Genomic DNA, 25,684 nt, shown 5'->3' with positions numbered 1-25,684 from the left:
CCGCAGTATAGCGAATCAGTGCGCTATCGCCATGTCGGAACGAACCGGACATCCCCGCGTCAAAAGCAGATTGCCCGGACCCCCGGTAAGAGGGCGAAGAAAAAGGGAGTGAGTATGCAGTTTTCCGCCATGGAAACCCTGATGGTGGCCCTCATTGTACTGGTAGTGGGGCAGCTATTGGTTCATCGATTCCGTATCCTGTCCGACCTCAATATGCCGGAACCGGTGGTGGGCGGGCTGCTCGCCACGCTGCTGGTCACCGGTCTGCAGCTGGCGGGTGTATCGCTGACCTTCGACGATGCGCTGAAAGGTCCCGCCATGCTGTTTTTCTTCGGCGCGGTGGGGCTGGCCGCGGATTTTCGTTTGCTGCGCCAGGGCGGCTGGCCGATGGTGGTGTTCGCGATTCTGGTGATCATCCTGGTGTTTCTGCAGGACGTGGTCGGTGTCCTTATGGCCAAACTGCTGGGGCTGTCACCGTTTTACGGCCTGCTGGGAGGCTCGATCACCATGACCGGCGGCCATGGCACGGGTATCGCCTGGGGCGAGGTCTTCAGCAACGACTTTGGTATTGGTGGCGCCAGCGAACTGGCCGCGGCATCCGCTACTTTTGGTCTGGTATTCGGGGCGCTACTGGGTGGGCCGTTGGCAATGATGCTGATCCGGCGCTATCGGCTGCAGGTCCCCGCTGGCCGCGAGGACGGTGAATACGATGGTGCGGAAAAGCCCCGTCCCATTGCCGCCGCCAGTGTGGTGCGTATTCTCATGCTGTTGTCCATCGGTGTGGTGGTGGGTTCCGTGGCGGAACACTACTCCCAGCACTGGGTGCGCCTGCCGACCTTCGTCTGGGTGCTGTTCGTCTGCATTCTGCTGGGTAACCTGGCCCGCCGGCTGTGGCCGGTGAATGACGCTACCATCGAGATGGTGGGCAATACCTCGCTGAGCGTGTTTCTCGCCATCACGCTGATGAGTTTGCAGTTATTGCAATTGGTCGATCTGGCACTGCCGATGCTGGCCATGCTGCTGGTTCAGGTGGCGTTGGCGGTCAGTTTTATTGTTTTTGTCACGTTCAGAGTGATGGGCCGGAACTACGATTCCGCGGTGCTGTGCGCCGGCCATTGCGGTTTCGCCATGGGCGCCACGCCTACCGCAGTGGCGAATATCCAGGCGGTGACGCAGCATCACGGTCCCTCGCCGTTGGCCTTCATCATTATTCCGGTGGTGGGCGGCTTCATCGTCGATATCGTCAACGCCACCATCATTCAGGGATTTGTTTCTGTACTTGGAGGGTGAAAAGCAGTTGACAGTTGATAGTGGACAGTTGACAGCGAAAAACAAAGAAAAGACGAAACAGCCTGATCTTTAGCCGCTGTGGGAAGCTTGCTTGCAAGCGAATGAGGTTCGCTCAGGTGTTTGCAATATTCCTGTTTTTATTTTTTCGCTGTCAACTGTCCACTATCAACTGTCAACTGCAAAAAGGCCGCTGGATTCCTTTCCAGCGGCCTTTTTGCTATGAGCGCTTTTCGGTTTTGCGTCTTTACTGGGTGATGACGTGGCCGTCCTCAATACGCAGCCGGTCACCCGGTTTGTTGTCCATTTTGATGGTGTCTTCCTTACCATCGAACATGTAAGTGACCTCGTAACCCTCCACGGAGCTCTTGTTGTCCATTACCGTGTTGCAACGCCGCTCGGTGGTGGTGACGGTGTTGTTCTGCTGCATTTTCTTCTGCGCCTGGTTGCCGGCGATACCGCCGACGATGGCGCCACCCGCCGTGGCCGCGTCCTTGCCGCTGCCGCCACCGAACTGATGGCCGATCACGCCGCCAACCACGGCGCCAATGGCGCTACCGGTAATACGATGCTGATCCTTCACCGGAGCCTGACGTTGTACCGCCACGTCCTGACAGACCTCGCGGGGTTCCTGCCATTTCTTGACGATGGGTTCCACGTTCGTCACCTCGGCATAGCCGGACTGTTGCGGGGCCATTGCCTGGTAGGCGCCATATCCGATCCCGGCCACGGCAACGGTACCCACGACGGTCAAAGCGACAAGGGCTGCACTCTTCATGGGGGGTCTCCTTTTATTAAAGTTTGCCGTTGTATGGTCTCATTATCGTGGATTTTGACCGGGCCGTTGTATAACAGTAGTAAAATCGCGACTGGCGGCACACCAATTTTTTGGCTATCAGAGCGGATTTGCGGGCGAGAAAGATGTGAAACCGGCGTGATCCGCCGGTTCCGATCAACTGACTTTACCAGTGGTGCGGACGCGCCGGCTGCCGGAGGAAGAGGGGGCTTCGCGGCGCTGTTTGGCGGCTTTCATCCGTTTGTCGATGACGTTCTTGCCGGCGATGATCAAGCCCAGTCCCAGGAAGGCTCCCGGGGGCAGGATCGCGAGCAGGAAACCGCCGTAGTTGGGGATGATCTCGATGCGCAGCTGTTCCGCCCAGGGGCCGAGCAGCAGTTGCATATTGGCGAACAGGGTGCCGGCGCCGACCACTTCGCGCAGCGCGCCAAGAATCACCAGCACGATGAGAAAACCCAGGCCCATCATGAAACCGTCGGTCATCGCCGGCAGCAGTGCGTGCTTGCTGGCGAAAGCGTCGGCGCGTCCGAGCACGGTGCAGTTGGTCACGATCAGAGGAATAAAGATCCCCAGAATCTGGTACAGCTCGAAGGTGAACGCCTGCATCAGCATTTCGATCACCGTCACCATGGCGGCGATGATCATGACAAAGGCGGGCAACCGTACGGCGTCGGTGACGTAGTGGCGGATCAGCGACACAGCGGCGTTGGACCCCATCAGTACCACCAGCGTGGCCAGACCCAGACCAAGGGCATTGACCACCGAACCGGTTACCGCCAGCAGCGGGCACAGGCCGAGAATCTGCACGGTGGCCGGATTGTTATTCCACAGTCCATCGCGGGTGATCTTGCCGTAATCCACGTCAGCCATTACAGCTCTCCGTTGTCTGCGCTTGGGCCGGCGCCTCGAACACCTCATCTCCGTGCGCCTGATAGTAGCGCAGGGCGCCATGCACGGCGCTCACCACCGCCCGGGGGGTGATGGTGGCACCGGTGAAACTGTCAAACCGGCCGCCGTCCTTCGTCACCGCCCAACCTGAAGTGGAGGGCTGTTCCAGAGACGTGCCATTGAATCCGAGAATCCAGTCGGATTTGCGAATTTCGATATTATCGCCCAGCCCCGGGGTTTCATTATGCGGCGGTACCACTCGCACGCCGAGTACGGTGCCGTCGCGATCGACGCCGACGATCAAACGGATATCACCACCGTAGCCGTCCGGGGCCACCGCTTCCAGTACCGCGCCGCTGGCCTCGCCGCCAAGACGGGCGCGGTAGAGATGATGCTCGCCATGACCCAACAAAGGGTCGGTGACAGTGATGCTGTCGTCCAGTAGCGGATTGTCGTGTCTGGCCGGCGGCATCACCTGGGCCAGAGCGTCCGCCAGGGCGGTTTGCCGGTTGCACTCCACCCGCTGCCGGGTGGCTTGGTTGGTCAGTGCCAGAGTGGCGGCGGTGCCGATGGCGAACACACCGAGAATCACCGCGTTGCGGGTAATTGCCTGGCCAATCATGAGCCGGCTCCCCGCTTGGCGCGTTCGTGGCCATAAGTGCGCGGCCGGGTGTAGTAGTCAATGAAAGGTGCCGCCAGGTTCAACAGCAACACCGAGAACGCCACCGCGTCCGGATAGCCGCCATAGGTGCGGATCACCCAGATCAGTATTCCGATCAGCACGCCGTAAATCAGACGCCCGCGTGAACTGGTGGCGGCACTGACCGGATCGGTGGCGATAAAAAAGGCGCCAAGCATGGTGCCACCGGAAAACAGATGAAACAGCGGATCGGCATAGCGCAACGGGTCGATTTGCCAGGCGATCAGTGCCGGCACGGCGAGGCCGGCGAGAAAAGCCAGTGGAATGTGCCAGCCGATCACGCGGCGGAACAGCAGGTATACCCCGCCGAGCAGAAACGCCAGATTGACCCATTCCCAGCCGAGCCCGGCCCAGCGACCATGCAGAACAATCATACGATCCAGCGCATCGGCGTTGCCGGCGAAGGTTCGAAAGGTGTCCAGAGGGGTTGCCCCGGAAAGACCGTCAAGCGGGCCATGCCCGAGGAACTGGAGCACGCTTTCCAGAACATAGGGGGTGCGGTAGGGAGCGCCGCCGACCCAGTTGGTCATCGCCACCGGGAAGGAGATCAGCAACAGCACGTAGCCGACCATGGCCGGGTTGAACGGGTTCATACCCAGGCCACCGTACAACTGCTTGGCGACGATAATGGCGAACGCCACGCCGATAAACGTTAGCCACCAGGGCGCGGTGGGGGGCAATGCCAGAGCCAGCAGCACGGCGGTGACCACGGCACTGCCATCACGCAAGTACAAAGCAACGGGACGGCCGCGAGCACGCAGCATGGCCGCTTCACAGAGTAGCGCCACCAGTATCGCCCAGATCACGTTCAGCAAAGTGCCGATGCCGAACAAAAGCGTCAGGATCGCCAGGCCGGGCAGGGTGGCGTAGATCACCTGGCGCATCACCATGCCGGTGTCGACGGGGCCGCGCGCGTGGGGCGAGGAGGCGTTGATCAGCGCCATGTGCGTTGCGCTCCTGGTGTTCCGATAGGGTTCATTCTTCCGCCAGTCCGTGTTCTTCCAGGGCCTGTTTCAGGGCCCGCCGCGCCAGATGAGCGTCGTGTTCCAGGGTGCCCAGTTCCGAGGTCAGCCGTTTCAGAGTGTCTTCGTCGGCGGTATCGCGCAGGCGTTTCAACTCGTCGCTCTTGTCCCGCAGCGCTGTTTCCGCGCGGGCGGCGTCCAGCTTGAGGGTTTTCAGATCCTTGCCGGTATGGGCAAGCAGTGACGCCTTGGTTTCGTCCATCAGGGCGTCCAAAGCATCGCGGGTATGATCGGCTTTGGCCTTGAGCTTCTCCACCCGGGCTTCCATCGCGGCCAGGTCCACGGCGCCGTCTCGGCGGGCCCGGTCAAGGGCGGAATGGGCTTCCTTGTATTGCTTGTGCGCCATCTTGTAGGCGGTTTTCAAGGCATTCAGGCGTTTTTGCCGTTTCGCCGCTTCTTCGTCACTTTCGGATTCCTGACCGCCGCCGCTGGCTGGTTCGGTTGGTGTTGGCGAAGCAGCGGCGGCTGGGGGCGGCGGCGCTGTTTTCGGCGTGGCGGGCGCCGCGGCCTTGGCGTCCCGCAGTTGTTGCTTGAGTTCGTCCGCCTTGGCTTTCAGGCGGTCGGCTTCGGCACGCAACCGGGCCACGTCATCGGCTTCGTTTTGTTCTGCTTCCTTGGTTGCTTTCACCGCGGCCTTGTAGGCGGACGAGGCTTCGGCCACTGCCTTCTTCAGTTCCTCCACCGGATCCGGGGCGGCCGTGGGGGCGCTGGCGGGCTGACCGGCACGGGCATCACGCAGGGTGGCCTTGAGCCGGTCCGCCTCTGCTTTCAGGGTTTCCGCCCGGCTTTGCAGCGTGGCGGCATCCTCCCGCTCTTCCGCCAGCGCGGCCTTGGCTTCGCGCAGAGCGCTCTTGTAAGCGGCGGAGGCGTCAGCGACCTGCTTCTTGAGGTCCGCCTCGGCCTTGGGGTGGGCGTCGGTGGACGGCGGCGCGGCCTTGCCGGCATCACGCACCGCCGCTTTGGCCCTATCCGCGGCGGTTTTCCGTTTCTCCACTTCGGCCTGATAGCGGGCCAGATCCGGATCATCCCGGGTTTCCGCTTCCTTGGCGGCCTTGACCGCCGCTTTATAGGCCTTGGAGGCGTCCAGAGAGGTTTGCTTGAGGGCGGTGGCGTTGTCACCGGCGGGTGCGGGGGCGCGGTTGGCCTGCTGGCGCGCGCGGCGGCGTGCCTCTTTCTCGGCCTGCTCCTTTTCCACCCGTGCCTGCCGGGCCTCGAACCGCTCACGGGCCCGGTCCGCCTTGGCCCGTTCCGCCGCCTGGATACGGATCTCGCCTTTGGCGTAGCGGTAATACTGCACCAGCGGAATATGGCTGGGGCAGACATAGGCGCAGGCGCCGCACTCGATACAGTCCATCAGGTTCTGCTGTTGAGCCCGCTCCAGGTCGTCGTTCTTGGCGTACCAGTACAGCTGTTGGGGTAACAGGCTGGCGGGGCAGGCATCGGCGCAGGCGCCGCAGCGGATACAGGCCTGCTCCGGCTCCGGCTCCGGTAACAGATCGGTGGATGCGGCGATCAGGCAGTTGCTGGTTTTCACCAGCGGGATCGCCGGATTATGCAGAGTGAAGCCCATCATCGGGCCACCCAGCACCAGCCGTTGCAGCCGGGTCTGGTCGACACCGGCGTGCTGCAGTAATTCCGCCACCGGGGTGCCGAGCAGAATCTCATAGTTGCCGGGCCGTGCCACCGCGTCCCCGGTCACCGTGGTGATGCGGCTGATCAGCGGTTCGCCGTCGAACAAGGCCCGCTTCAGAGCGTAGGCGGTGCCCACGTTCTGGCACACCACGCCGACCTGGATCGGCAGGCCGCCGCTGCCGACTTCCTTGCCGGTGAGCAGCTGTATCAGCTGTTTTTCGCCGCCGGAGGGGTACTTGGTGGGCACCACGCGGACGTCGATATCGGCGCCGACGGCGGCAGCGCGCAAAGCGGCGGCGGCTTCCGGTTTATTGTCCTCGATGCCGAGCAGGGTCCGTTCCGGATTCAGCAAATACTGCAGTACCTGGATACCCTGGACGATGTCCGCCGCTCTTTCGCGCATCAGACGGTCGTCGGCGGTAATGAAGGGTTCGCACTCGACCCCGTTGATGATCAGTTCACGCACGCGCTGATGATCGCCCAGTGACACCTTCACCGAGGTGGGGAAACCGGCGCCGCCAAGGCCGACGATGCCGGCCTCGGCGATGCGCTCCAGCAATTCACCGGGGCTCAGCGCGAAAGGGTCATCCAGCGGCGCCCGGTCTCCCCAGCGGTCCTCGCCGTCCGGTTCCAATACCAGACATGGGGCGTCCATGCCGGAGGGGTGCTGGATCGGACGCGGTCCGATGGCAACGACGGTGCCGGAAGTCGGCGCATGGACCGGGGCGCTGACGGCGCCGTTGCCTTCGGCCAGATGCTGTCCCTTGAGCACCTTGTCACCAACCTGGACCAAGGGCCGGGCGGGGGCGCCGATATGCATGTTCAACGGCAATATCAGTTGCGAAGGAAGCGGGCCGGGGAGGATCGGCGTGGTGTTGGATTCGCTTTTGTGCTCCGGCGGATGAATGCCGCCGGGGAAGTCGAAAATTTCGCGGGTGCCGCCCCGGAACAGTCTCGCCAACATCACAGATTCACCACGTCGATGCGTTGTTCGGGGCTTTGGCCAGCGCCGGCCGGCCGCTGCCAGGTCCAGGTTCCGAGGGTTGGGGCCACCGGCACCATGTCGATGCAGTCCACCGGGCAGGGTTCCACGCACAGATCGCAGCCGGTGCACTCATCGACGATCACCGTGTGCATCAGTTTGGCGGCGCCAACGATGGCGTCCACCGGACAGGCCTGGATGCACTTGGTGCAGCCGATGCACTCGTCCTCGCGGATATAGGCCACTTTCTTCACCGTGGCATCCTCGCTGCCATCGTCGTCCAGCGGCAGCACTTCGCGGCCAAGCAGTTCGGCCAGCGCTTCCACCGTTACCTCGCCGCCGGGCGGGCAGCGGTTGTGTTCCTCGCCGTTGGCGATGGCTTCGGCATAGGGACGGCAGCCGGGATGGCCGCATTGGCCGCATTGGGTTTGCGGCAACAGGGCGTCGATCTGATCGACGATGGGATCACCCTCGACCTTGAATTTCTCCGAGGCGAAGCCCAGCGCGGCGCCGAACACGGCGGCCAGAGCCAGCAGCGCGGCGATGGCAATCAGGATCGTGGTCATGATCGCGCCTCCGAATGAGCCGCGCACTTGGCGTCTGGCGTCTTCATATCTTCACCAGCCCGGAAAACCCCATGAACGCCAGTGACATCAGACCGGCGGTGATCAGGCCGATACTGGGTCCGCGAAACGCTTCCGGCACGTCGGCGGCGGCGATCCGCTCACGCATGGCGGCGAACAGTATCAGCACCAGGGAAAAACCGAGGGCGGCGCCGAACCCATAGGTCAGCGAGGTCATGAAGGTGGCGTCTTCCTGGCGCACGTTCAGCAGCGCCACGCCAAGCACCGCGCAGTTGGAAGTGATCAGCGGCAGGAACACCCCCAGCACCCGATACAGCAGCGGGCTGGCTTTCTTGACGAACATTTCGGTGAATTGCACCGCCACCGCGATCACCAGGATGAAGCTGATGGTACGGAGGTATTCCAGCGACAGCGGCTGGAGGATATAAGCCCAGGTGAGATAGGCGAGCACCGACGACAGCGTCAACACGAAAGTGGTGGCCAGGGACATGCCGATGGCGGTCTCCACTTTATTGGAGACACCCATGAACGGGCACAGGCCCAGGAACTGGACCAGCACGAAGTTATTCACCAGCACCGCGCTGACAAGAATGAGCAGGTAGTCGGTCATTACAGGGGCCCGTCCGGCCGCTCGACGCCAAGGCGCCGCGGGCCTGTTTTCTCACCAGTTTATGAAGGCGGCATAGTATGGGACAGGGAAATATGCCGAACAAGACGGTTTTGTTTACCCTACCCGTCGGTTTCGTTATAAGAAACCGCCTCTCAGGCTGGATTATGCGGTGATGACCTGCCTCCGGGTTTGTTGTGGATCAAGCGGCACTCAGTCATCCGGCTCGAATTCGGCATCGCGGCCATCGGCGCCCAGATGCCGGATTCGCGCCGGAGCGCCGTCGGCATCCAGCCAGACCCGGCCAATGCCCGCACGGTTCAGCAGGCGCCGGCCGGCTTCATGGGGATCGGGCCGGTAGGGCGTCACCGCCAGCCGGCGGCGTTTGGTGAAAGCGTTGAGTGGCGACCAGGGGGCATAAAGCCAGCGGTTGAGCCGGTCGAACCATTCCAGCAGCCGCTCCGGGAAACGGTTGCGCAGGCCGCTGTCGGTGATCTGCCAGATGCGCGGGCCGCCGTCGCGGTGACGGATGCGGATCCGGTAGACGAAGGAATAGTGCACATCCCCGGACAGGATCACGTAGTTGGCCGGGGTGCGGGAGTGCCGGAAGATATTCAGCAGAACCCGGGCGGCCCCCGGGTGCGCCATCCAGTTTTCGGCGTCCACCATCAACGGCTTGCCGATCAGAGTGAACAGCCGCTGCACGGTCTCGATCAATTTCACGCCGAACATTGGGGCCGGTGAAACCACCACCACCGCTTCCTCGCCGAGCAAGGCTTGTTGCAGTTCGGAGAGCGCCTCCCAATCCAACAGCCCGGAAGGGCGGGTAGGGCGGCGCTCGCTGCGCCAGCGGCGGGTGCGGGTGTCCAGCACGATCAGTTTGGGCGTGCCCGGCCATTGATAATGCCAGCCTTCAAAACGCAGCAGGCGGGTGATCAGTGCGTCCTGGGACGCCATAACCAGAGCACCGGTGCCGTCGCTGAGCAACGCGGCGGCGTCATCGATCAGAGGCGCCACCCGGTCCGGCGCGTTACCCCAGCCCTGACAGAGCAGGTAGGCGATCAGGGCGTTGCCGATGATGCGGCGTGAAAAGGGCTGGCCGTAGGCGGTCAACTCCCAGTCGGCGGTCAGATTCCAATCGTCGGTGACATCGTGATCGTCGAAGATCATCAACGTCGGTAGATGCGCCAGGGCCCTGGCCACCGCTGGCATCTGCTCCCGGAACGCGGCCAAGGCCCGCGCTTCGCGCTGATACTGTTCCTGGTCGGTGGCGTCCAGGAGAGGAGGGCGCGGCTCGGCCAGATTCCAGGGGATCGGTGACCAGGCCAGCAGATACATGGCGATCACTTCGGCGAACGTGACCAGGTGGCGATCGGCGCTGGCGGTGGTGAAGATCGGCTTGCGCACGCCACCGAAAAAGCGTTTGCGCAGGGCGCGGCCACTTTCCACCGCCGGCAGCAGGCGTTGCCGGTGGAAGCCGTCCTGGTGTTGGTAAAGCGCCTGGCTGTCTCCAACGCGGGCACCTTCCAGGGTTTCATCGACCAGCCCGAGCCGGGCAATCAGGGCATGGACGGTGGCCAGCATCGGCATGGCCACGTCATCGGCATAGATCTGGTCGCCGGTGAGCAGCAGCAGGTTAGGGCGCGCTTCGGCATCACCGAGCGAGTCCGCCACCACCTGATCCGCCCGCGCCAGCCCGTCCGGCCCGGGCTGGTGGGGCTTGCGGCAGGAGCCGTGCAACAGATTGGTAAGACGCCGCCGCCATACCAGGCTGGGGCGGCGCTGGCCGGCGTGCAGCAAATGGGGCGCCCAGTCCGCTACCGCCCCTTGGCCGTTGATGATCAGGTCGTAGCCGACTTCTTGCCCCTCGGGCAATGAAGAGGTCAGTGGCAGATCGATCAGGTGCAATACCGCCGCGGCGCCGACCGGCAGCCTGCGGCAGTTGTCGGCGTTCAGAGGCCATTGCCGGTCCGGTTGTGCGCCCTGCGGATCCGCTTCGAACAGGTGCAGATGCAAATCCAGATCGTGGGAAGCGACCAGCCACAGTACCAGGCGTCGTTCTTCCAATCGTCTCAGAATCGGTCCGGCCAGGACCGGCGGGAGATCCGGGGTACTGGACATCAACCCTCCTTCTCATGCAGGGTAGCGAAGGCGCGAGAATCACGGATAGCGCCCGTCCCGGCGGCGGGCAGCTGATGTTGAACAAGCGTAAAAAGTGTCGTGTTTTCCATACCGCATCGCGTTTTTCCCGGGGGAATGAGATAGGGTACACGGCGTATCGGACCTGAAGATGAATTTCAATGGAGATGTTATGAAACTTTTTCGATTGCTCGGCGTGGCCCTGACCGCTTTGACTCTGAGCTTGCCGCTGGCCGCTCAGGCGCAGCAGGCTGGGCAGCCGGATGAAGTGGCTCAGCTGGCCAGTCTGGTCAATCTGACCGACGATCAGCAGAAGGAAATCCGTGGTCTGATTCAGTCCACCGATGCTGAGGTCCGCAAGCTCCAGACGGAAGCTCGCAGCCTTCAGGAAAAGCTGCAAGGCGAAGTGAAGCCCGGTTACAGCGAGCGCAATATTACTCGCACGGCGAAGAAACTGGGCGAAGTGATGGGCGAGATCACCGGTAAAACAGTACTGCTGCAAGCTCAGGTGGAATCGGTGATGACCGAAGAGCAACGCGCCGAGCTGCAGAAGAAAATGGAGGAACAGCAGCGTCAGATGCAACAGCGTATGCAGCAGATGCAGCAACAACAACAGCAGCAACAACGCTAAACGCGAGGTTGTCTGGCGAAAAAAGCGGGCCTTTAGGCCCGCTTTTTTTTGGTTCATCGCGGTTTGTCGGGAACTGGAATTGCCCTCCGTCATGGACAGCGGAGCCGCGTCACGTCTTTGCGGGAACGCCGTGAAGCAGGGTCCCGCAAAGGCGTAACGCGGCTCCGCTTCGAGGTGACCGGAAAGCATGGTGCTCTTCTGGCCTTGGAGACACAAATTCGGCGGCCGCTAAAGCTCCCACAGCGGCTTCGTAGCCCCTTCTGTGCCGGCGGCCGCCGTTGTGGAGCCCGCCTCCCCGATGGAGGCCCACATTCCCGTTATTTCGCGATGAACCTTTTTTAGCCACCGTCCATGACCGTTTTGTTCAGCCCACTTCCATGCCGGGTTCGGCGCCGCTGTCCGGGGACAGCAGGAAGATATCCTCGCCACCGGGGCCGGCGGCCAGAATCATGCCTTCGGAAACACCGAATTTCATCTTGCGTGGCGCCAGATTGGCTACCAGTACCAGCAACCGGCCGTCCAATTGTTCCGGGCTGTATTTGGCTTTGATACCGGAAAATACGGTGCGCTCGCCGAGTGCGCCGACGTCCAGCCGCAGACACAACAGTTTATCGGCACCTTCCACGTGGGACGCTTCGATCACCCTGGCGACGCGCAGCTGCACTTTGCTGAAATCACTGATATCAATGTGACCATCACTTTGCTCCGCCGCCCTGGCCGCTTTGTCGTCTTCCTTTTTCGTTGCCGCCGCCGGCGTGGAATCCTTGGACGCTTCCAGCATGGCTTCGATATGGGCCATATCCACTCGCGCCATCAACGGGGTGAACTTGTTGATCGGGTGCTCCAGCAGCAGCTTGTCGGCATCCGCCCAGGTCATCGGCTCGACCGCCAGGAATTGCTCAGCCCGCTCCGCCAGACCCGGCAATACCGGTTTCAGATACAGCGTCAGCAGGCGGAACACGTTCAGGGCAGTGGTACACACAGCCAGGACTTCCTGTTCCCGACCCTCTTCCTTGGCCAGGGTCCAGGGGGCCTTGTCGGCGATGTAGCCGTTGGCGTGATCGGCCAGCGCCATGATCTCGCGCATGGCCTTGCCGAACTCCCGTTGTTCATAGAATTCGGCGATGCGAGGGGCCGCTTCCTGGGCTTCTCGCACCAGTAATGGATTATCCATCTGGGCACTCAGAGTACCGCCGAATTTCTTGACGAAGTTACCGGTGCGGCTGGCGATGTTCACCACCTTGCCGACCAGGTCGGTGTTCACGCGCTGGGCGAAGTCGGTCAGGTTGAGATCGAAGTCGTCCACCCGGTTGTTGAGTTTGGCGGCGAAATAATAGCGCAGGTACTCCGGGTTCAGATGCTCCAGATAGGTGCGTGCCTTGATGAAGGTGCCGCGGGATTTGGACATCTTGGCGCCGTTCACGGTGACAAAGCCATGGCTGAAGATGGCGGTGGGTTTGCGTAGCCCGGCGCCATCCAGCATCGCCGGCCAGAACAGGCCATGGAAGTTGATGATGTCCTTGCCGATGAAATGATACAGCTCGGTCTTGGAGTCCGGCTGCCAGTATTCATCGAAATCCAGCCCCTCGCGCTGGCAAAGGTTCTGGAAGCTGGCCATGTAACCGATCGGTGCGTCCAGCCAGACATAGAAGAACTTGCCCGGATAGCCGGGAATTTCGAAGCCGAAATAGGGAGCCTCCCGGGAGATGTCCCAGGGCTGCAGGTCTTCCATCCATTCCTGAAGCTTGTTGGCCACGCCTTCCTGGAGGGAGCCGGAGCGGGTCCATTCGCGCAGCAACGGTTCGAACTGAGGCAGGTCGAAGAATAACTGAGTGACGTCTTTTTCCACCGGAGTGGCGCCGCTGATGGCGGAATAGGGATTGATCAGCTCCGCTGGCGAGTAGGTGGCGCCGCACACCTCGCAGTTGTCGCCGTACTGATCCGGGGATTTGCATTTCGGGCAGGTGCCGCGGACGAAGCGGTCCGCCAGGAACATGCCCTTTTCCGGGTCGTAAAGCTGGGTGATGGTCTTCTCGACGATGTAGCCGGCGTCTTTGTTGCGCTGGAACACCATTTCGGAGAGCGCTTTGTTCTCCGGGCTGTGGGTGCTGTAGTAGTTATCGAAGCGGATCAGAAAGTCGGCGAAATCCCGTTCGTGATCGGCTTTCACCTGGGCGATCTGCTGCTCCGGCGTGATGCCGTTTTCCTGCGCCTTGAGCATGATGGCGGTGCCGTGAGCGTCGTCGGCGCAGACATAAAGGCAATTGACGCCACGCAGTTTCTGGAAGCGCACCCAGATGTCGGTCTGAATGTATTCCAGCAGATGGCCCAGGTGAATCGGGCCATTGGCGTAGGGCAGGGCGCTGGTAACCAGGATCTTACGGGTTTGGTCGCTCATGAAAGACTACATCGTGGACGGAATCGGACCGGCTATGATACTGGCCATGGCGGTTATTTTCACGCCTGATTCGAACCGGGGCAGCCGGCCAATCGCGACTCACGAGCCGCGATTGCTGGGCTCACAGATTGGCGATGGCCCGGTTGCGTTGCAGCGCCTCCATCACCTGGTCGCGGGAGACGGGTTTGCTGAGGTAGTCGTCCACGCCGGCTTCCCGTGCTTTCTGCACGTAGTCGTTGGTGGCGTGGGCGGACAGCGCGATGATCCAGCTCGGGTCCACTTCCCGGTCCGCCTCGAATTGGCGGATTTCGCGGGTGGCCTGATAGCCGTCCATGACCGGCATTTCGCAGTCCATGAAGATCACGTCCCAGCCCCCCGGCGTCCGCATCGCGTGTTCCAGCGCCTGACCGCCGTGGTCGAGGAGGGTGGCGTGAATGCCCAGTGACCGCAGGATGGAATCGATCACCAACTGGTTCACCGCGTTGTCTTCCACCACCATGACATTCAGCCGGGCCAGCGGTGAGCCGCTGACAGTGGGGCGCGGGCCTGCCTCGGGAGGAGGCGGTTGCTGCTGCCGCAGCAACTGGCCCAGGGTGTTTTTCAGGCCCCGGGACGATACCGGTGTTTCCAGCAGCAACATGTCTTCCGGCAGTTCGCCTTCCAACTGGGCGCCAATAGTCTGCAGGATCATCAGGGGCGGATTGCCGAAGGCGCGTCGCACGGCCAGCAGGTCGTCGCACAGCTGCAGGTTGTCCTCCGCCGCGATCAGAAGATCCACCTCAAGGTCCGCCGGGCGGGTGTTCAGGGCTTCGCGGGCATCGCTGTTCTCATACACTTGCAGGCCCCAGCGGGTGAGCAACTGGGACAGGCTCAACGACAGGGCCGCGTCCTGATTGAGCAGCATGACCTTGCGGCCGGCCAGAGGCCGGTCCTGCCGTGGACCGCGCTGAACCCGGGTGGGCAGGGTCAACCAGAAGGTGGCACCGCGCCCCAGCGAGCTGGATACGCCGATCTCGCCGCCCATCAACTGCACCAGCCGTTTGCAGATGGTCAGCCCGAGTCCGGCCCCCTGGGCCTTGTGGCGGGCGCCGTGGGGGCTCTGGTTGAACACTTGGAACAGATTACGCTGTTGCGCCTCGTCCAGGCCGATGCCGGTGTCCACCACCTCCATCATCAGCACGCAATAGCCCTGGTCGTCGGGTGACTGACGCACGGTCAGGTGCAGTGCCACCTGGCCGCGATCGGTGAATTTGAAGGCGTTACTGAGCAGATTGGTGAGAATCTGTTTGAGGCGGATCGGGTCGGCCTGGATGTACTGCGGTACCCGCGAGTCGATGTAGGTGTACAAGGGCAGCCGTTTTTCGTTGGCGCGGGCGGTAAACAGTCGCACGCAATCGTCCACCAGGGCCTCCAGGTCCACTTCCTGAAGCTCCAGTTCCAGCTTGCCGGACTCGATACGGGAGTAATCGAGAATGTCATTGATGACCGTCACCAGTGATTGGGTGGACTGGTAAATGGTGTCCACATACTGACCCTGCTGGTGAGTCAGATCAGTACGCCGCAGCAAGTCGGTCATGCCGATGATGCCGTTCATGGGGGTGCGGATTTCGTGGCTCATGGTGGCCAGGAACTCGCTCTTGGCCTGGTTGCGGGCGCCGGCCTTGAACGCTTCCATCTCGGCCACCGCCTTGTCGCGTACGGAATGGGCGTGGGCCTCCTTGAGCCGGGTGATACGCCGGGCCAGCGCCAGGGACAACAGCACCACGTCCAGGAACACGCCGATTTGCGCCAGATTCTCGGTGAGTGTGGTTCGTGGCAGTACGCCGTACTTGTTCAACGCCATGGTGGCGGCGCCGATCATGAAGCAGGTCCAGGCCAGAGTGAAAATACGAGCGTCGGGATCCCCGGCCAGAGCCCGGGCCACCGCCACCGCCATGATGCTGACATCCATGACCAGGATCGCCAGCACGCAGATCGGGATGAGCGTATCGCGGCTGATGAAGGGGGCCGCTAGCAGCAGAACCACTCCCATCGTCACCAGCCCCCTGAGCAACTGGGCCAGCGGCGGTGCCCGCTCCGCCAGACTGAGGAAATTAAGGCTGAACAACGACGGCATGATGACGATCAGCGGCAGCAGGTAATGCACCGAGTACTGACTGATCAAAGCGGAACCCGGCCACAGATATTGCTGGCTGAATCCGTGTAACGTGGCCATGAACAGGGTCACCACCAGGGACCAGCAAACGTACAGCAGATAAACCCGCTCGCGGATGGTGAAGAACAGCACCAGATTGTAGAGAATCATCACCAGCATGCCGCCGAAGAACAGGCCTTGCAGCAGCGTCCTGTGCTGCAACTGCTGATGAAAACGTTCGGAACTGAGCAACTGCATGGGCAGTTGAATGCTGTGGGCGGAATCCACCAGCATCAGTACGGTGCGCGGCTCGCCGGCGGGCAGGGTTAACGGGAATGCCGGCAGGGCGTGGTGGTCCGGGCGCGCCTTGAAGGGCAGATCGATCCCGGCCCGATACTCCGAGAGTTGCGCATTTTGCCCGTCCAGCACGTACACTTGTATCCGCCCCAGCAGGCCGTAGGGGATTTCCACGCGCCAGTCGGTGCGCGCCGGATCGCGGTTCTCCACCGCCAGCCGGAACCAGCAATGGTCCCGGGTGAAGCCGAGATTGGGGGCGTGCTCACCGGCCGGTTGCCACGGCCAGCGTTGCAGATCACGGGTCAGGGTGTTGCGGTCGGGTACTTGATTGGCCGGGGCGCAGAAATAGCCGAGGTGGGAATAGGGCGAGAGGTCATCGTCGCCGTGGTTGATGACCACCGCTTCCACGGCGTGCGCGCTTACCGACAGCAGTAAGATGAGCAAGCCCGAAAGTGCGAGCCAGATTGAACGGTTCGGTGCGTCCTTGATCAAAATCGTTGTAACCCGATGAGGCGATCCATGCGGATAGTATTAATTAAGTATGGCGGCCTTGCCACCGTGAAATAGAAAGCCAAAGTAGGGGGGAATGTGAAAGTCCACTCGTTTTCGGTGGGACCCGTGGTGGGAGCGGTAGCGCCACGGCGGGTGCGTATTTTGGGGGTGATGCCGACCGCGTCGCTGGTGGCCGGGGAAAAAAGGGCATTAGGGCGAATTCGCTGGCGTCGCGAAGGGGAACACCACTGGCGCGGACCGAAGCATTTTCGCATCAACGGCAATTTCGACAGCAGCGGCGTGGTGGTGCTCTCGGAACTGGAGCCGGGATGCCGTTACCAGTTCCAGGCCGGCTGGGTCAGTGACAGTGCCGTGGCCGATACGGCATTGCAATGGGATGGGGCCGATGACGGGACCTTCCGTACCTCGCCGCTGGATGAAAAAGCACCGGCGCGGTTCCTGTTCGGCTCCTGTTGCTACCGCTTCGTCGGGCCCGACCGTGAGGTGGAAGATGCCCGGGCCGATCGGGTATTCGCCACCATGGCCGGTGTCGCCGAGCACGAGCCCACTGATTTCGTCATGTTTGGCGGCGATCAGGTCTATGCCGATGCCACCTGGCGGTTGGCGGCGGCGTCCACCCAACAGCATTACTTCGACCTGTACCGGCAGAGTTTTGGTCAGCCCAATATCAAGCGGCTGATGGCCCGCTACAACCAGCACATGATTCTTGATGACCATGAGATCGAGAATAACTGGCCGGCGCGGGCGGACGCCGATCTCTGGACCAGTAAGTATCCGGCGGCGATCAAGGCCTATCAGATCTATCAGGCCTCGCATTCGCCGGCGGTGCCGCTGAACGACGCCGGCACCCGGCTGGACCGGGATCCGGATGCGCTCTGGTACCGCTTCCGCTGGGGCTGCGCGGACTTCTTCATGATGGACCTGCGCACCGAGCGAGTGCTGAGCCGCTGGCCATGGCAGAAGCGGATTACCTCCAAGGCGCAGGAACAAGCGGTGCTGGAGTGGCTCAATACCGAACCTGACCGAATCAAATGCCTGGTGTCCTCGGTGCCGCTGTTCCCGGAACAGCGCTGGCCGTTTCGCGGCAACGACGCCTGGGAAGGGTTCCGGGCCCAGCGTCAGCGGCTGCTGGAGGGTATCCGTGATGCCGGCTGTCGGCGTGTACTGGTGCTCAGCGGCGATGTGCATGCCTCGCTTTACGCACGCCTGGATGCCCGTGGTCGCGCGCCGGTGCACGCCTGGATCTGCTCCGGGCTGTTCTGGCCCACCGCGCTGATGGCGTTTCGCTGGTACCGGCCGATGATCCGTGATCAGCACAGCCTGCGCGGTTTGAGCCGGTTATCGATGGGCAAGGTGTCGGTGCCCGGCGAAGTGCATAGCCGTGACGCGTTCTCGCGGATTGTGCTTGATGACAATGGGGCTTCGCTGACCGCCTACGACCGGCATGGCGAGCCGCTGCCGCAGGTGGGCCGCGAAATCCAATGGTGACGGCGGTTTTTCCCCGCTCGTCACCTGGGCCATAATGGCGCCCCTTTTTTCGACCGGAGCCGTCATGACCGAGCCTTCCCCCGGCCAGGTATTGCGAGAAAAACTGAATCAGGAAACCGCTCCGATACGCTGGTCCGAACTGCAACCGTTCTTCGCCCGGGGCCTGGTGGTGGCGGTGGCCGGCAATCTGGACCTGATCGATGTGGCGGCGGCGTTCGCCGAGGATCGGGTGGCACAAATCGCCGCCTGGCGACATAGCGGCGAAGTGGATCTGGTCCAGGATGAGCAGGCGAAGGACTGGTTCGAGACCGATCAGGAGCTATGGACCCTGGTGGTGAAGCCCTGGGTGCTGGTCCAGCCGATACCACTGCACTAAGAGCCTGTTCACGATCTCTACGCCGCCGTCCAAAGCGCTTGCGTCGGCTCTGATCTGTCCTGATAATACTGTTCAAAAGAACAGTGTTTTGAGGGTGGATCATGGCCAACCAAGCCGGTAATAGGGGTACCCTGAGCGAATGCCCGGGCCGCTTCGCGGTAACCCGGATAGAACGGGACGAGCCTCCGGCGGCGCGGCCCACTCGCTACCACCGGGAAATCGCCCGTTCCGTTATTACCCATAATCGCAGCCCGGATCTGCACTTTGACAGCAGTATCAATCCCTATCGGGGCTGCGAGCATGGCTGCATTTACTGTTTCGCCCGCCCCAATCACGCCTATGTGGATCTGTCGCCGGGGCAGGATTTTGAAAGCGAGATTTTCTGTAAGGACAACGCCGCCGAGGTGTTGCGTGATGCGCTGCGCAAGCCGGGCTACCGTTGCCGTCCGCTGGTGATCGGCACCGCCACCGATCCCTATCAGCCGGTGGAACGGGAGCGGCGCATTACCCGTGAGATCCTGCAAGTGTTGTCCGATTGCGCCCACCCGTTCAGTCTGATCACCAAAAGCGCTCTGGTGCTGCGGGACCTGGACCTGATCGCGCCGATGGCGCGGAACGGGCGAGCCAGCGTGGCGGTATCGGTGACCACCCTGGACAATGTGCTGAAGAATCAGCTGGAGCCACGTGCCACCGCCGGCCGCGAGCGGGTACGGGTGGTGCGGGAACTGGCCCGGGCCGGTGTGCCGGTGACGGTACTGGTGGCGCCGTTGATTCCGTTCATCAATGATCACGAGCTGGAAGATATCGTCGAGCAGGTGGCTGCCGCCGGTGCCCGCAGCGCCGGTTATGTGGTGTTGCGTCTGCCCCATGAGCTGGGCGCTCTGTGGGAGCAATGGTTGCAGGAGCATTATCCGGATCGCGCCGGACGGGTGATGGCGACGCTGCGGGAGCTGCATGGCGGCGCCGCCTATGATAGCCGTTGGTTCCATCGCCATCAGGGCAAGGGGCCCTGGGCATCGTTGTTGTCCCAGCGGTTCCGCAACGCCTGCCAGCGCCACGGCCTGGCGCCCCGGGAAGGTTTCGAGCTGGATGTCTCCGGTTTTCGACCACCGGGTTTGGAAGGCCAGATGAGCCTGTGGGGGGATTAGGATTTCTCCGATGTCCGCTGTCTTCGCCATTTTGAACAGGCTTTTACGAATCGACACTTAAATATGCAGTGAAAAAAGCGTTAACTGAGAGCATCTGAACCATCGACGGAGCGGGGTATGGAAGCAGTACTGATCACCGGCGCCAGTGCCGGTATTGGCGATGCTTTCGCCCGGCAATTGGCGGCGGAAGGGTACAACCTGGTACTGGCGGCGCGGCGTTTGCCGGCCCTGCAACGGTTGGGCGAGGAATTGGCGGCTTCGTTCAATATTGAGGTGGTGGCGCTGGAATGCGATCTGGCCAGCCCCGATGCGGTGGCGCGCCTGATACACGACCTGGATACCCGCGCGATTCGTCTGGTGGGGCTGATCAATAACGCCGGTTTTGGTGACCGGGGGCCGTTCAAGGATCTGCCGTTGCCACGGCAGATGAGCATGATCCAGGTGAACGTCAACGCTCTGGTGGCGCTGACCTGGCAGGTGTTACCGCAACTGAGCACCGCCCGCGATGCGTTCATCATCAACGTGGCCTCCACCGCGGCCTTTCAGGCCGGGCCGAACATGGCCGTCTACTACGCCACCAAGGCGTTCGTGCTGTCCTTCAGTGAAGCCCTGCATGAGGAATTGCGAGGGCAGGGCATCGAGGTCAGTGCGCTTTGTCCCGGTGCCACCCGTACCGAATTCGCCGAGCAGGCCAACATGAGCGGGACCAGGCTGTTCAGGGCCGGTACCATGCAGCCCCGCGATGTGGTGCGTCAGGCTCTGGAACACCGGCGGCGAGCCATCGTGGTGACCGGCTGGCGTAACCGGTTGCTGGTCTGGCTTGGCAAATTCTCCCCACGCCTGGTGAACCGCCGTATTGCCGCCTGGTTACAGGCCTGATGGTGAGGAGACCGATCATTGTCGTTGTTGTGGAATCGGCCGGAGCGGCCAAAAGCTACCCTGGTGCTGGCCCATGGCGCCGGGGCGCCGATGGACAGTCCGTTCATGACGGGCATGGCGGAACTGCTGGCGGAGCGGGGTATTGAGGTGGCCCGCTTTGAATTCGATTATATGGACCGGAGGCGCCGCGAAGGCATCAAGGCACCGCCGGACCGGGCCGCGAGGCTGCTGGCCCGGTTTGACGCTGTTGTCGGCCAGGTGCTCAAGGAAAGCAGCACCGGATTGCCACTATGGATTGGCGGCAAATCCATGGGTGGCCGCATGGCGACGCTGGTGGCGGCGGACTCCGGAGCGGACAAGCAGCCCTGGGCCGGCGTGGTGGCCCTGGGCTACCCGTTCCATCCGCCGGGGAAACCGGAACGTACCCGCACCGAACACCTGCCGTCGTTGTCGCGGCCGACGCTGATCTGTCAGGGAGAGCGGGATCCGTTCGGCAAGCCGCCGGAAGTGGCCGGTTATGCTCTGGGCAGCCGGGTGACGGTGACCTGGCTGCCCGATGGGGACCATGACCTGAAGCCGCGCAAATCGGCGCCGGTAAGCCATCAGGACAACCTGCGTGAGGCGGCGGACCGTATCGTTGAGTTCATCGATGCGCACTAGTGAAGTCAGGCGTCCCGGGCCGGTTTTTCGGTAACCCAGAGGTGAATGGTACCGGCCACCACCACGGTGCCATCGTCGCGCCGGGCGGTGACAGTGACCGGCAGGTCCGGGCCGTTTTCCCAGGCATCGGCGTCCACTTCGGCGGTGGCGACGATGTCGCTGCTGGCCTTGGCGGTGTAGCGCACGTCCATGCCCTTGGGAATCCAGCGCAGGTGTTTGGGAATGGACGCCTCGGCCATGGCGCCCATGGCGGCTTCCAGGGCATTACAAATGGCGATGACATGAACCGTGCCGATGTGATTCTCCACTGCCTTGCGTTTTTTGATGTGAACTTCGCAGTAGTTGGGACGCAATTCGGCGATCAGGGGCCGGACGGTGCCGAAATAAGGCGCCTTGCGGCTGAAAATCAGGGAAAACAATTCCCGCCCCTTGGGAATCCGGCGGGTTTTGCGGTACAGACTAAGCAGATAATTGTCGCTCATGGGGGCTCTCCAGAAAGGAAGGCCCCGATTGTGCCGGCGCTGATTCCCGGCACAATGGCCGTGGAAACCTCGGCGGCGGTCTCGTCGTCGATAATTGAGCCGGGCCTGGGTTTGGCAGGCGGTATCGACAAAGGCTATCTCGGGACAGTAATAGTGCTCTCACGGACGCAAGGAACAGGAGACTGACATGGACACCCCATTACAGTGGTGGCGCCGCCAGGGCTGGGGCCGGCGTACGGTGGTGATCTGCCTTTTCCTCTACGTGTTGTATCTGGTGGTGGTGGGACTGATTCTGCCCGGCTGGCTGCGCGGCAAAGCGGAGGAGGAATTGTCCTCGTTGCTGGGTCGGACGGTAACGGTGGAAAAGGTCAGTCTCAATCCCTTTGTCTTATCGGCAACCGTGGAAGGGTTCGATATCGCCGACGACCGCACCGACACTCTGCTGGGGTTTCAGCGTTTGTTCGTCAATGCCCAGTTCTGGTCTTCGCTGTTCCATTGGCGCCCGTGGGTCAGGGAAATCAGCCTGGATGGGCTGGACGCGGGGCTGTGGCGGGGCAAGGGCGGCGAGCTGAGTATCGACGATATTCTCGCCAGACTTTCACAACCGGCCGCCGATGCGGACAGCGACAGCGAACCGGAGCAGCAAGACGTCGCGCCAGAGCAGGAGCAACAGGAACCTCAAGAGCCACAGGAACAGCCGGTAGCGGAAGAAACACCGGCCGGCGAGGCTGACGGGGCGCAACAACAGGAATCCCCGGTGCCGGCGCTGACAGTGGATGTGCTGCAATTGACCGCCGGCCAGGTGCGCTTCATCGACGCCACCGGCGAGGAACCGGTGACGCTGACGCTGCCGGTGGAATTCAAGGTCGAGGATCTCACTACCCGGACGCCGGAGCAGGAAGACAATCGCTATGCCCTGAATATCGAGGGGCCGGATGGTGGCACGCTGGAATGGAGCGGTCGCTTTAATCTCCTGCCGTTGAGCACCGATGGGCAACTGAGTATGACCCAGGTGGATCTGGTGTCCTTTGCTCAGTTGTTGCGCTCCCAGTTCGATTTCCGCATTCCGTCCGGCCATCTGGCGTTGAGCGCGGATTACCGGTTCTCGGCGGAACAGGGGCAGGGACTGACGGTGAGCAACGGTTCTTTGGAACTGGATAACCTGGTGATCCGCCGTGCCGGCCAGGAAGAGGCCAATCTGACCCTGCCACGCATCGCCGTCAACGGTGTAAGCCTGGATACGGTGGCTCGTGAGGTGATGGTGCCGGAAGTGCGCATCAGTGACGCGGTGGTGAAAGCGGAGCTGGATCAGGAGGGGCTTGATCTGGCCACCCTGTTCCTGCCGCGTAACGCGTCCGAAGAGGACGATGAAATCACCGAAGACAATGCCGGTGCACCCTGGCGGGTAACCTTGCAAACGGTGGCGTTGGAACAAGCGCAACTGACATTGCTGGACAAAACCGTGAATCCAGCCACGCCAGTGGCGCTCACCAACACCAATCTGACCGTCACCGATGTGACCGTGGGCGACCAGATCAGCTGGCATTGGCAGGGCGACGCGCTGCTGGCGGAGAGTGGCCAGCTCAATCACAGCGGTGAAGGCAGTCTGTCGCCGCTGAACGTCTCCGTGGCGATCAAAGCGGACGCTATCCCGCTTCCGGCGTTCGCGCCCTGGGTGAAACAGGCCGTGCCGATCACCATACGCAGCGGCCAGGCCAGTGCGGACGTGCAAGTGGATGTGTCCGGCGAAGAACCGGTGGTGACCGTGTCCGGCGGCGCTGGATTGAACAACCTTGATCTGCTCGAAGGCAATGGCCAGAGCTTCGCCAAACTGGCGGCGATGCAGGCCAGCGGTGTGTCGGTCAACACCGCCGAGCATCGCGCCACGGTGGCCAATATCGATATCAGCGGTTTGGATCTGGTCAATCGCGTGGACGCCCAGGGCCGGGACCTGGTGTCGCGGCTCGATACTGGCGGTGGTGGCGGTGACACCGGCGGGCCAGCCTGGCGGGTTGGTCTTAAACAGGTCCGTGTGAAGAATTCGAAGCTGGCGCACAACGATGCGTCGCTGTCGAAACCGTTCGCCATTTCCTTGGAACAATGGAACAGCACGGTGCGCAATTTCGACACCGGCGGGGGCCGTGCCGCGATCACCTTGAATGGCAAGGTGAACGGCAACGCGCCTTTGAAAGCGGAAGGCACGGTGTCACCGGATCCGTTGTTCCTGGACCTGAAAATGGATTTCCAAAGCTATGGCATGGAAGGGCTGACACCTTATACCGGGCGCTTTCTCGGCTACGCGGTGCGCCGTGGCCTGCTGAGCGTGAACTCCACGGTGAAGATCGAAAACAATCAGTTGGAAAGCCGCTCCACGGTGGCCGCCGACCGCTTTTTCCTGGGTGACCGGGTGCAGAGCGACGACGCGGTGAATGCGCCGGTTCGGCTGGGTTTGTCGGTGTTGCGTGATTCTTCGGGCATGATCAATCTCCCGTTGAATGTGTCCGGAGATATGAATGATCCCAGTTTCAGTGTTGCCGGACTGGTATTCACGGTGATCAAGAACGTCTTGGTGAAAGCCGCCACCGCGCCATTCTCGCTGTTGTCCAGTCTGGCCGGCGGCAAGGATCTGGAGCAGATCGCGTTTCCCGCCGGTGAAGCCATGCCCGGTGCGGAGACCCGGCAGAATCTGGCCACCTTGAATGAGGTGCTCAGCAAAAGGCCGGGCCTGTCGGTGGCCCTCAGCGGACAAACCAATGACGAGGACCGGGCCGCCTTTGCTCGCCAGGCCCTGGGTGAGCAGTTGAGTGAAGGCATGTTCCGTGGCGACTGGCCGGGGGAGCAGGCGGCGCTGGCCGATAATCGCTGGGGCAAGCGCATCGTCAAGGAATTCGAAAAACGATTCAATACCGACAGCGCTGAGTTGGGCGTGGAAGGCCGCGACGACCAGGCCGATGCCCGCCGCGCCCAGCTGGCCTGGGACCGGCTGGTGGAAGCCGCCGCCAAGGACGTCAGCGCACAGACGCTGCGGACATTGGCGACCCAGCGGGCGGAGAACGCGCGCAACGAACTGGTGGAGCAGCATGGGCTGGATGCGGGCCGTGTCCGTCTCGGCGAACCGGCCATGGACGGTAAACTGGCTGGCATTCAACTTGGCCTGGGCAACGATTAAATGAGTCTGATCTGGGAGCAGCAGCACGACGGGGTGTGTTATCAGGTGCGTCGCCGGCGAACGACTTTGGAGCTGTACGCCAATGGGGTGCAGCACTCCGAATTCCACCCCCGTCGCCTGGTCACCGGCAGCGTCTGGGATCTGTTGTGGCTGCCGGCTTTATTAGGGGAACCGGAGCGATTGCGCCGGGTGCTGGTATTGGGATTGGGAGGCGGCACGCTGATTCCGCCGCTGCGCCGGTTACTGAAGCCGGAGTGTCTGGTGGCGGTGGAAATGGACCCATTGCATCTGACCGTGGCGCGGGAAGTGTTTCAGGTGATCGATGATGATATGGAAACCGTGGAAGGTGATGCGGTGCAGTGGCTGCGTGATTATAAGGGGCCGCCGTTCGATTTGATCATCGAGGACCTGTTCGCGCCCAGGGATGAATCGGTAACGCGGGCGGTGGCGGCGGATCGCGACTGGTGCGACAGCTTGAGCCGGCATGTCTCCGAGCATGGCGTATTGGTGATGAACTTCGGTGATTATCGCGAATTTCGCGACAGCCACGCGGCCGGTTCCACCGCCATGGCCGGTTGGGCCAGCCGTTTTCGCCTGTCTTGCGGTGATTGCCACAACGCGGTCGTGGCGTTTTCCCGATTGCCGGCGCGCAGCGTTCACTTGCGGCGCCGGGTGCAGGAGCATCCGGCGTTGGCTTCATTCGTGCGCGACGGACGCCTTAACTACCATATCCGCCAGCTGAACTAGCCTGTGCAGCTCCCCACGGAGCAGACTACGAAGCCGCTGTAGGAGCTTGCCTGCAAGCGAATCTCTTGGGGATCGAAAACACAATTCGCTTGCAGGCAAGCTCCTATGTATGGACTCGCCCTCTG

At 62.2% G+C, this 25,684-nt stretch carries 20 protein-coding genes; 9 read left to right on the top strand and 11 right to left on the bottom strand.

The annotated features are described in order from the left end of the window. Window positions 1–114 precede the first annotated feature (114 nt). On the top strand, window positions 115–1,290 hold the full coding sequence (gltS, locus tag MA04_RS16415; protein WP_262461620.1) for a sodium/glutamate symporter: 1,176 nt from the start codon (window positions 115–117) through the stop codon (window positions 1,288–1,290). Between the two features lie 244 nt (window positions 1,291–1,534). On the opposite strand, the gene MA04_RS16410 is transcribed toward gltS, so the two are convergent. The 8 genes from MA04_RS16410 to MA04_RS16375 all read right to left on the bottom strand — a co-directional run bounded on the left by MA04_RS16410 (window position 1,535) and on the right by MA04_RS16375 (window position 10,619). Beyond that, entirely contained in the window at window positions 1,535–2,065 is a 531-nt protein-coding gene (locus tag MA04_RS16410) for a glycine zipper 2TM domain-containing protein (RefSeq protein ID WP_262461619.1), read from the bottom strand. Between the two features lie 174 nt (window positions 2,066–2,239). Further along, window positions 2,240–2,953, bottom strand: a complete 714-nt coding sequence (locus MA04_RS16405) for an electron transport complex subunit E (RefSeq protein ID WP_163125975.1) — start codon at window positions 2,951–2,953, stop codon at window positions 2,240–2,242. Then, complete coding sequence (gene rsxG / locus MA04_RS16400; RefSeq protein ID WP_163125973.1) at window positions 2,946–3,593, bottom strand: electron transport complex subunit RsxG; 648 nt, start codon at window positions 3,591–3,593, stop codon at window positions 2,946–2,948. The genes MA04_RS16405 and rsxG overlap by 8 nt, the downstream gene beginning before the upstream one ends. Beyond that, entirely contained in the window at window positions 3,590–4,615 is a 1,026-nt protein-coding gene (gene rsxD / locus MA04_RS16395) for an electron transport complex subunit RsxD (protein ID WP_262461618.1), read from the bottom strand. Before rsxD ends, rsxG begins: the two co-directional genes overlap by 4 nt. A 31-nt stretch (window positions 4,616–4,646) precedes the next feature. After that, the gene (gene rsxC, locus MA04_RS16390; RefSeq protein ID WP_262461617.1) at window positions 4,647–7,289 is read right to left on the bottom strand and encodes an electron transport complex subunit RsxC; all 2,643 of its coding nucleotides are present in this window, start codon (window positions 7,287–7,289) and stop codon (window positions 4,647–4,649) included. Beyond that, window positions 7,289–7,873: an electron transport complex subunit RsxB gene (rsxB, locus tag MA04_RS16385; protein WP_014995295.1), complete on the bottom strand. Its 585-nt coding sequence runs from the start codon at window positions 7,871–7,873 to the stop codon at window positions 7,289–7,291. The genes rsxC and rsxB overlap by 1 nt, the downstream gene beginning before the upstream one ends. Window positions 7,874–7,916: 43 nt before the next feature. Then, on the bottom strand, window positions 7,917–8,501 hold the full coding sequence (rsxA, locus tag MA04_RS16380; RefSeq protein ID WP_022996454.1) for an electron transport complex subunit RsxA: 585 nt from the start codon (window positions 8,499–8,501) through the stop codon (window positions 7,917–7,919). A 210-nt stretch (window positions 8,502–8,711) separates the two neighbouring features. After that, window positions 8,712–10,619 carry an alkaline phosphatase D family protein gene (locus MA04_RS16375; RefSeq protein ID WP_262461615.1) on the bottom strand — a complete coding sequence of 636 codons (1,908 nt, stop codon included), beginning with the start codon at window positions 10,617–10,619 and terminating at the stop codon, window positions 8,712–8,714. Between the two features lie 190 nt (window positions 10,620–10,809). Here MA04_RS16375 and MA04_RS16370 point away from each other — a divergent pair, with 190 nt between their 5' ends. After that, window positions 10,810–11,268, top strand: a complete 459-nt coding sequence (locus MA04_RS16370; protein WP_163125965.1) for a Spy/CpxP family protein refolding chaperone — start codon at window positions 10,810–10,812, stop codon at window positions 11,266–11,268. A 364-nt stretch (window positions 11,269–11,632) separates the two neighbouring features. Here the strand turns inward: MA04_RS16370 and metG are convergent, their stop codons facing one another. Further along, window positions 11,633–13,666: a methionine--tRNA ligase gene (metG, locus tag MA04_RS16365; RefSeq protein ID WP_262461613.1), complete on the bottom strand. Its 2,034-nt coding sequence runs from the start codon at window positions 13,664–13,666 to the stop codon at window positions 11,633–11,635. 121 nt (window positions 13,667–13,787) lie between these two features. Continuing rightward, on the bottom strand, window positions 13,788–16,541 hold the full coding sequence (locus tag MA04_RS16360; protein WP_262461611.1) for a hybrid sensor histidine kinase/response regulator: 2,754 nt from the start codon (window positions 16,539–16,541) through the stop codon (window positions 13,788–13,790). A gap of 144 nt (window positions 16,542–16,685) precedes the next feature. Between MA04_RS16360 and MA04_RS16355 the strand changes: the two genes are divergently transcribed. From MA04_RS16355 to MA04_RS16335, 5 genes are all read left to right on the top strand, one after another. After that, window positions 16,686–18,098 (top strand): alkaline phosphatase D family protein, encoded by a 1,413-nt coding sequence (locus tag MA04_RS16355; protein WP_262461608.1) that lies wholly within the window; start codon window positions 16,686–16,688, stop codon window positions 18,096–18,098. A gap of 64 nt (window positions 18,099–18,162) precedes the next feature. Beyond that, window positions 18,163–18,474 carry a DUF2288 domain-containing protein gene (locus MA04_RS16350; protein ID WP_163125961.1) on the top strand — a complete coding sequence of 104 codons (312 nt, stop codon included), beginning with the start codon at window positions 18,163–18,165 and terminating at the stop codon, window positions 18,472–18,474. A gap of 101 nt (window positions 18,475–18,575) precedes the next feature. Further along, complete coding sequence (locus MA04_RS16345; protein WP_163125959.1) at window positions 18,576–19,622, top strand: PA0069 family radical SAM protein; 1,047 nt, start codon at window positions 18,576–18,578, stop codon at window positions 19,620–19,622. A gap of 117 nt (window positions 19,623–19,739) precedes the next feature. Then, window positions 19,740–20,501: an SDR family NAD(P)-dependent oxidoreductase gene (locus MA04_RS16340; protein ID WP_163125957.1), complete on the top strand. Its 762-nt coding sequence runs from the start codon at window positions 19,740–19,742 to the stop codon at window positions 20,499–20,501. 18 nt (window positions 20,502–20,519) lie between these two features. Beyond that, window positions 20,520–21,161, top strand: coding sequence for an alpha/beta family hydrolase (locus MA04_RS16335; protein WP_262461605.1), 642 nt, complete (start codon window positions 20,520–20,522; stop codon window positions 21,159–21,161). Window positions 21,162–21,166: 5 nt separating this feature from the next. Here MA04_RS16335 and MA04_RS16330 read toward each other — a convergent pair whose 3' ends face one another. After that, on the bottom strand, window positions 21,167–21,643 hold the full coding sequence (locus MA04_RS16330) for a hotdog fold domain-containing protein (protein WP_022996466.1): 477 nt from the start codon (window positions 21,641–21,643) through the stop codon (window positions 21,167–21,169). A 187-nt stretch (window positions 21,644–21,830) separates the two neighbouring features. On the opposite strand from MA04_RS16330, the gene MA04_RS16325 reads away from it, so the two are divergent. Both MA04_RS16325 and MA04_RS16320 read left to right on the top strand, forming a co-directional pair. Continuing rightward, window positions 21,831–24,812 (top strand): DUF748 domain-containing protein, encoded by a 2,982-nt coding sequence (locus MA04_RS16325; protein WP_262461603.1) that lies wholly within the window; start codon window positions 21,831–21,833, stop codon window positions 24,810–24,812. Then, a complete protein-coding gene (locus MA04_RS16320) occupies window positions 24,813–25,559 on the top strand; it encodes a spermine/spermidine synthase domain-containing protein (protein ID WP_262461602.1) in 747 nt (248 codons plus the stop codon). Window positions 25,560–25,684 lie beyond the last annotated feature (125 nt).

Origin of the sequence: Alloalcanivorax balearicus MACL04, assembly GCF_025532145.1 — a bacterium.
In the GTDB taxonomy this organism is placed as follows: Bacteria; Pseudomonadota; Gammaproteobacteria; order Pseudomonadales; family Alcanivoracaceae; genus Alloalcanivorax; species Alloalcanivorax balearicus.
The sequence above is the reverse complement of the archived record's forward strand: the minus strand, read 5'-3'. Positions and strand labels throughout refer to the sequence as shown.

Excerpts from the sequence above, each read along its gene's own strand:
- gltS (WP_262461620.1), top strand. The coding sequence starts at position 115 with ATGCAGTTTTCCGCCATGGAAACCCTGATGGTGGCCCTCATTGTACTG.
- MA04_RS16410 (WP_262461619.1), bottom strand. The coding sequence starts at position 2,065 with ATGAAGAGTGCAGCCCTTGTCGCTTTGACCGTCGTGGGTACCGTTGCC.
- MA04_RS16405 (WP_163125975.1), bottom strand. The coding sequence starts at position 2,953 with ATGGCTGACGTGGATTACGGCAAGATCACCCGCGATGGACTGTGGAAT.
- rsxG (WP_163125973.1), bottom strand. The coding sequence starts at position 3,593 with ATGATTGGCCAGGCAATTACCCGCAACGCGGTGATTCTCGGTGTGTTC.
- rsxD (WP_262461618.1), bottom strand. The coding sequence starts at position 4,615 with ATGGCGCTGATCAACGCCTCCTCGCCCCACGCGCGCGGCCCCGTCGAC.
- rsxC (WP_262461617.1), bottom strand. The coding sequence starts at position 7,289 with ATGTTGGCGAGACTGTTCCGGGGCGGCACCCGCGAAATTTTCGACTTC.
- rsxB (WP_014995295.1), bottom strand. The coding sequence starts at position 7,873 with ATGACCACGATCCTGATTGCCATCGCCGCGCTGCTGGCTCTGGCCGCC.
- rsxA (WP_022996454.1), bottom strand. The coding sequence starts at position 8,501 with ATGACCGACTACCTGCTCATTCTTGTCAGCGCGGTGCTGGTGAATAAC.
- MA04_RS16375 (WP_262461615.1), bottom strand. The coding sequence starts at position 10,619 with ATGTCCAGTACCCCGGATCTCCCGCCGGTCCTGGCCGGACCGATTCTG.
- MA04_RS16370 (WP_163125965.1), top strand. The coding sequence starts at position 10,810 with ATGAAACTTTTTCGATTGCTCGGCGTGGCCCTGACCGCTTTGACTCTG.
- metG (WP_262461613.1), bottom strand. The coding sequence starts at position 13,666 with ATGAGCGACCAAACCCGTAAGATCCTGGTTACCAGCGCCCTGCCCTAC.
- MA04_RS16350 (WP_163125961.1), top strand. The coding sequence starts at position 18,163 with ATGACCGAGCCTTCCCCCGGCCAGGTATTGCGAGAAAAACTGAATCAG.
- MA04_RS16345 (WP_163125959.1), top strand. The coding sequence starts at position 18,576 with ATGGCCAACCAAGCCGGTAATAGGGGTACCCTGAGCGAATGCCCGGGC.
- MA04_RS16340 (WP_163125957.1), top strand. The coding sequence starts at position 19,740 with ATGGAAGCAGTACTGATCACCGGCGCCAGTGCCGGTATTGGCGATGCT.
- MA04_RS16330 (WP_022996466.1), bottom strand. The coding sequence starts at position 21,643 with ATGAGCGACAATTATCTGCTTAGTCTGTACCGCAAAACCCGCCGGATT.
- MA04_RS16325 (WP_262461603.1), top strand. The coding sequence starts at position 21,831 with ATGGACACCCCATTACAGTGGTGGCGCCGCCAGGGCTGGGGCCGGCGT.
- MA04_RS16320 (WP_262461602.1), top strand. The coding sequence starts at position 24,813 with ATGAGTCTGATCTGGGAGCAGCAGCACGACGGGGTGTGTTATCAGGTG.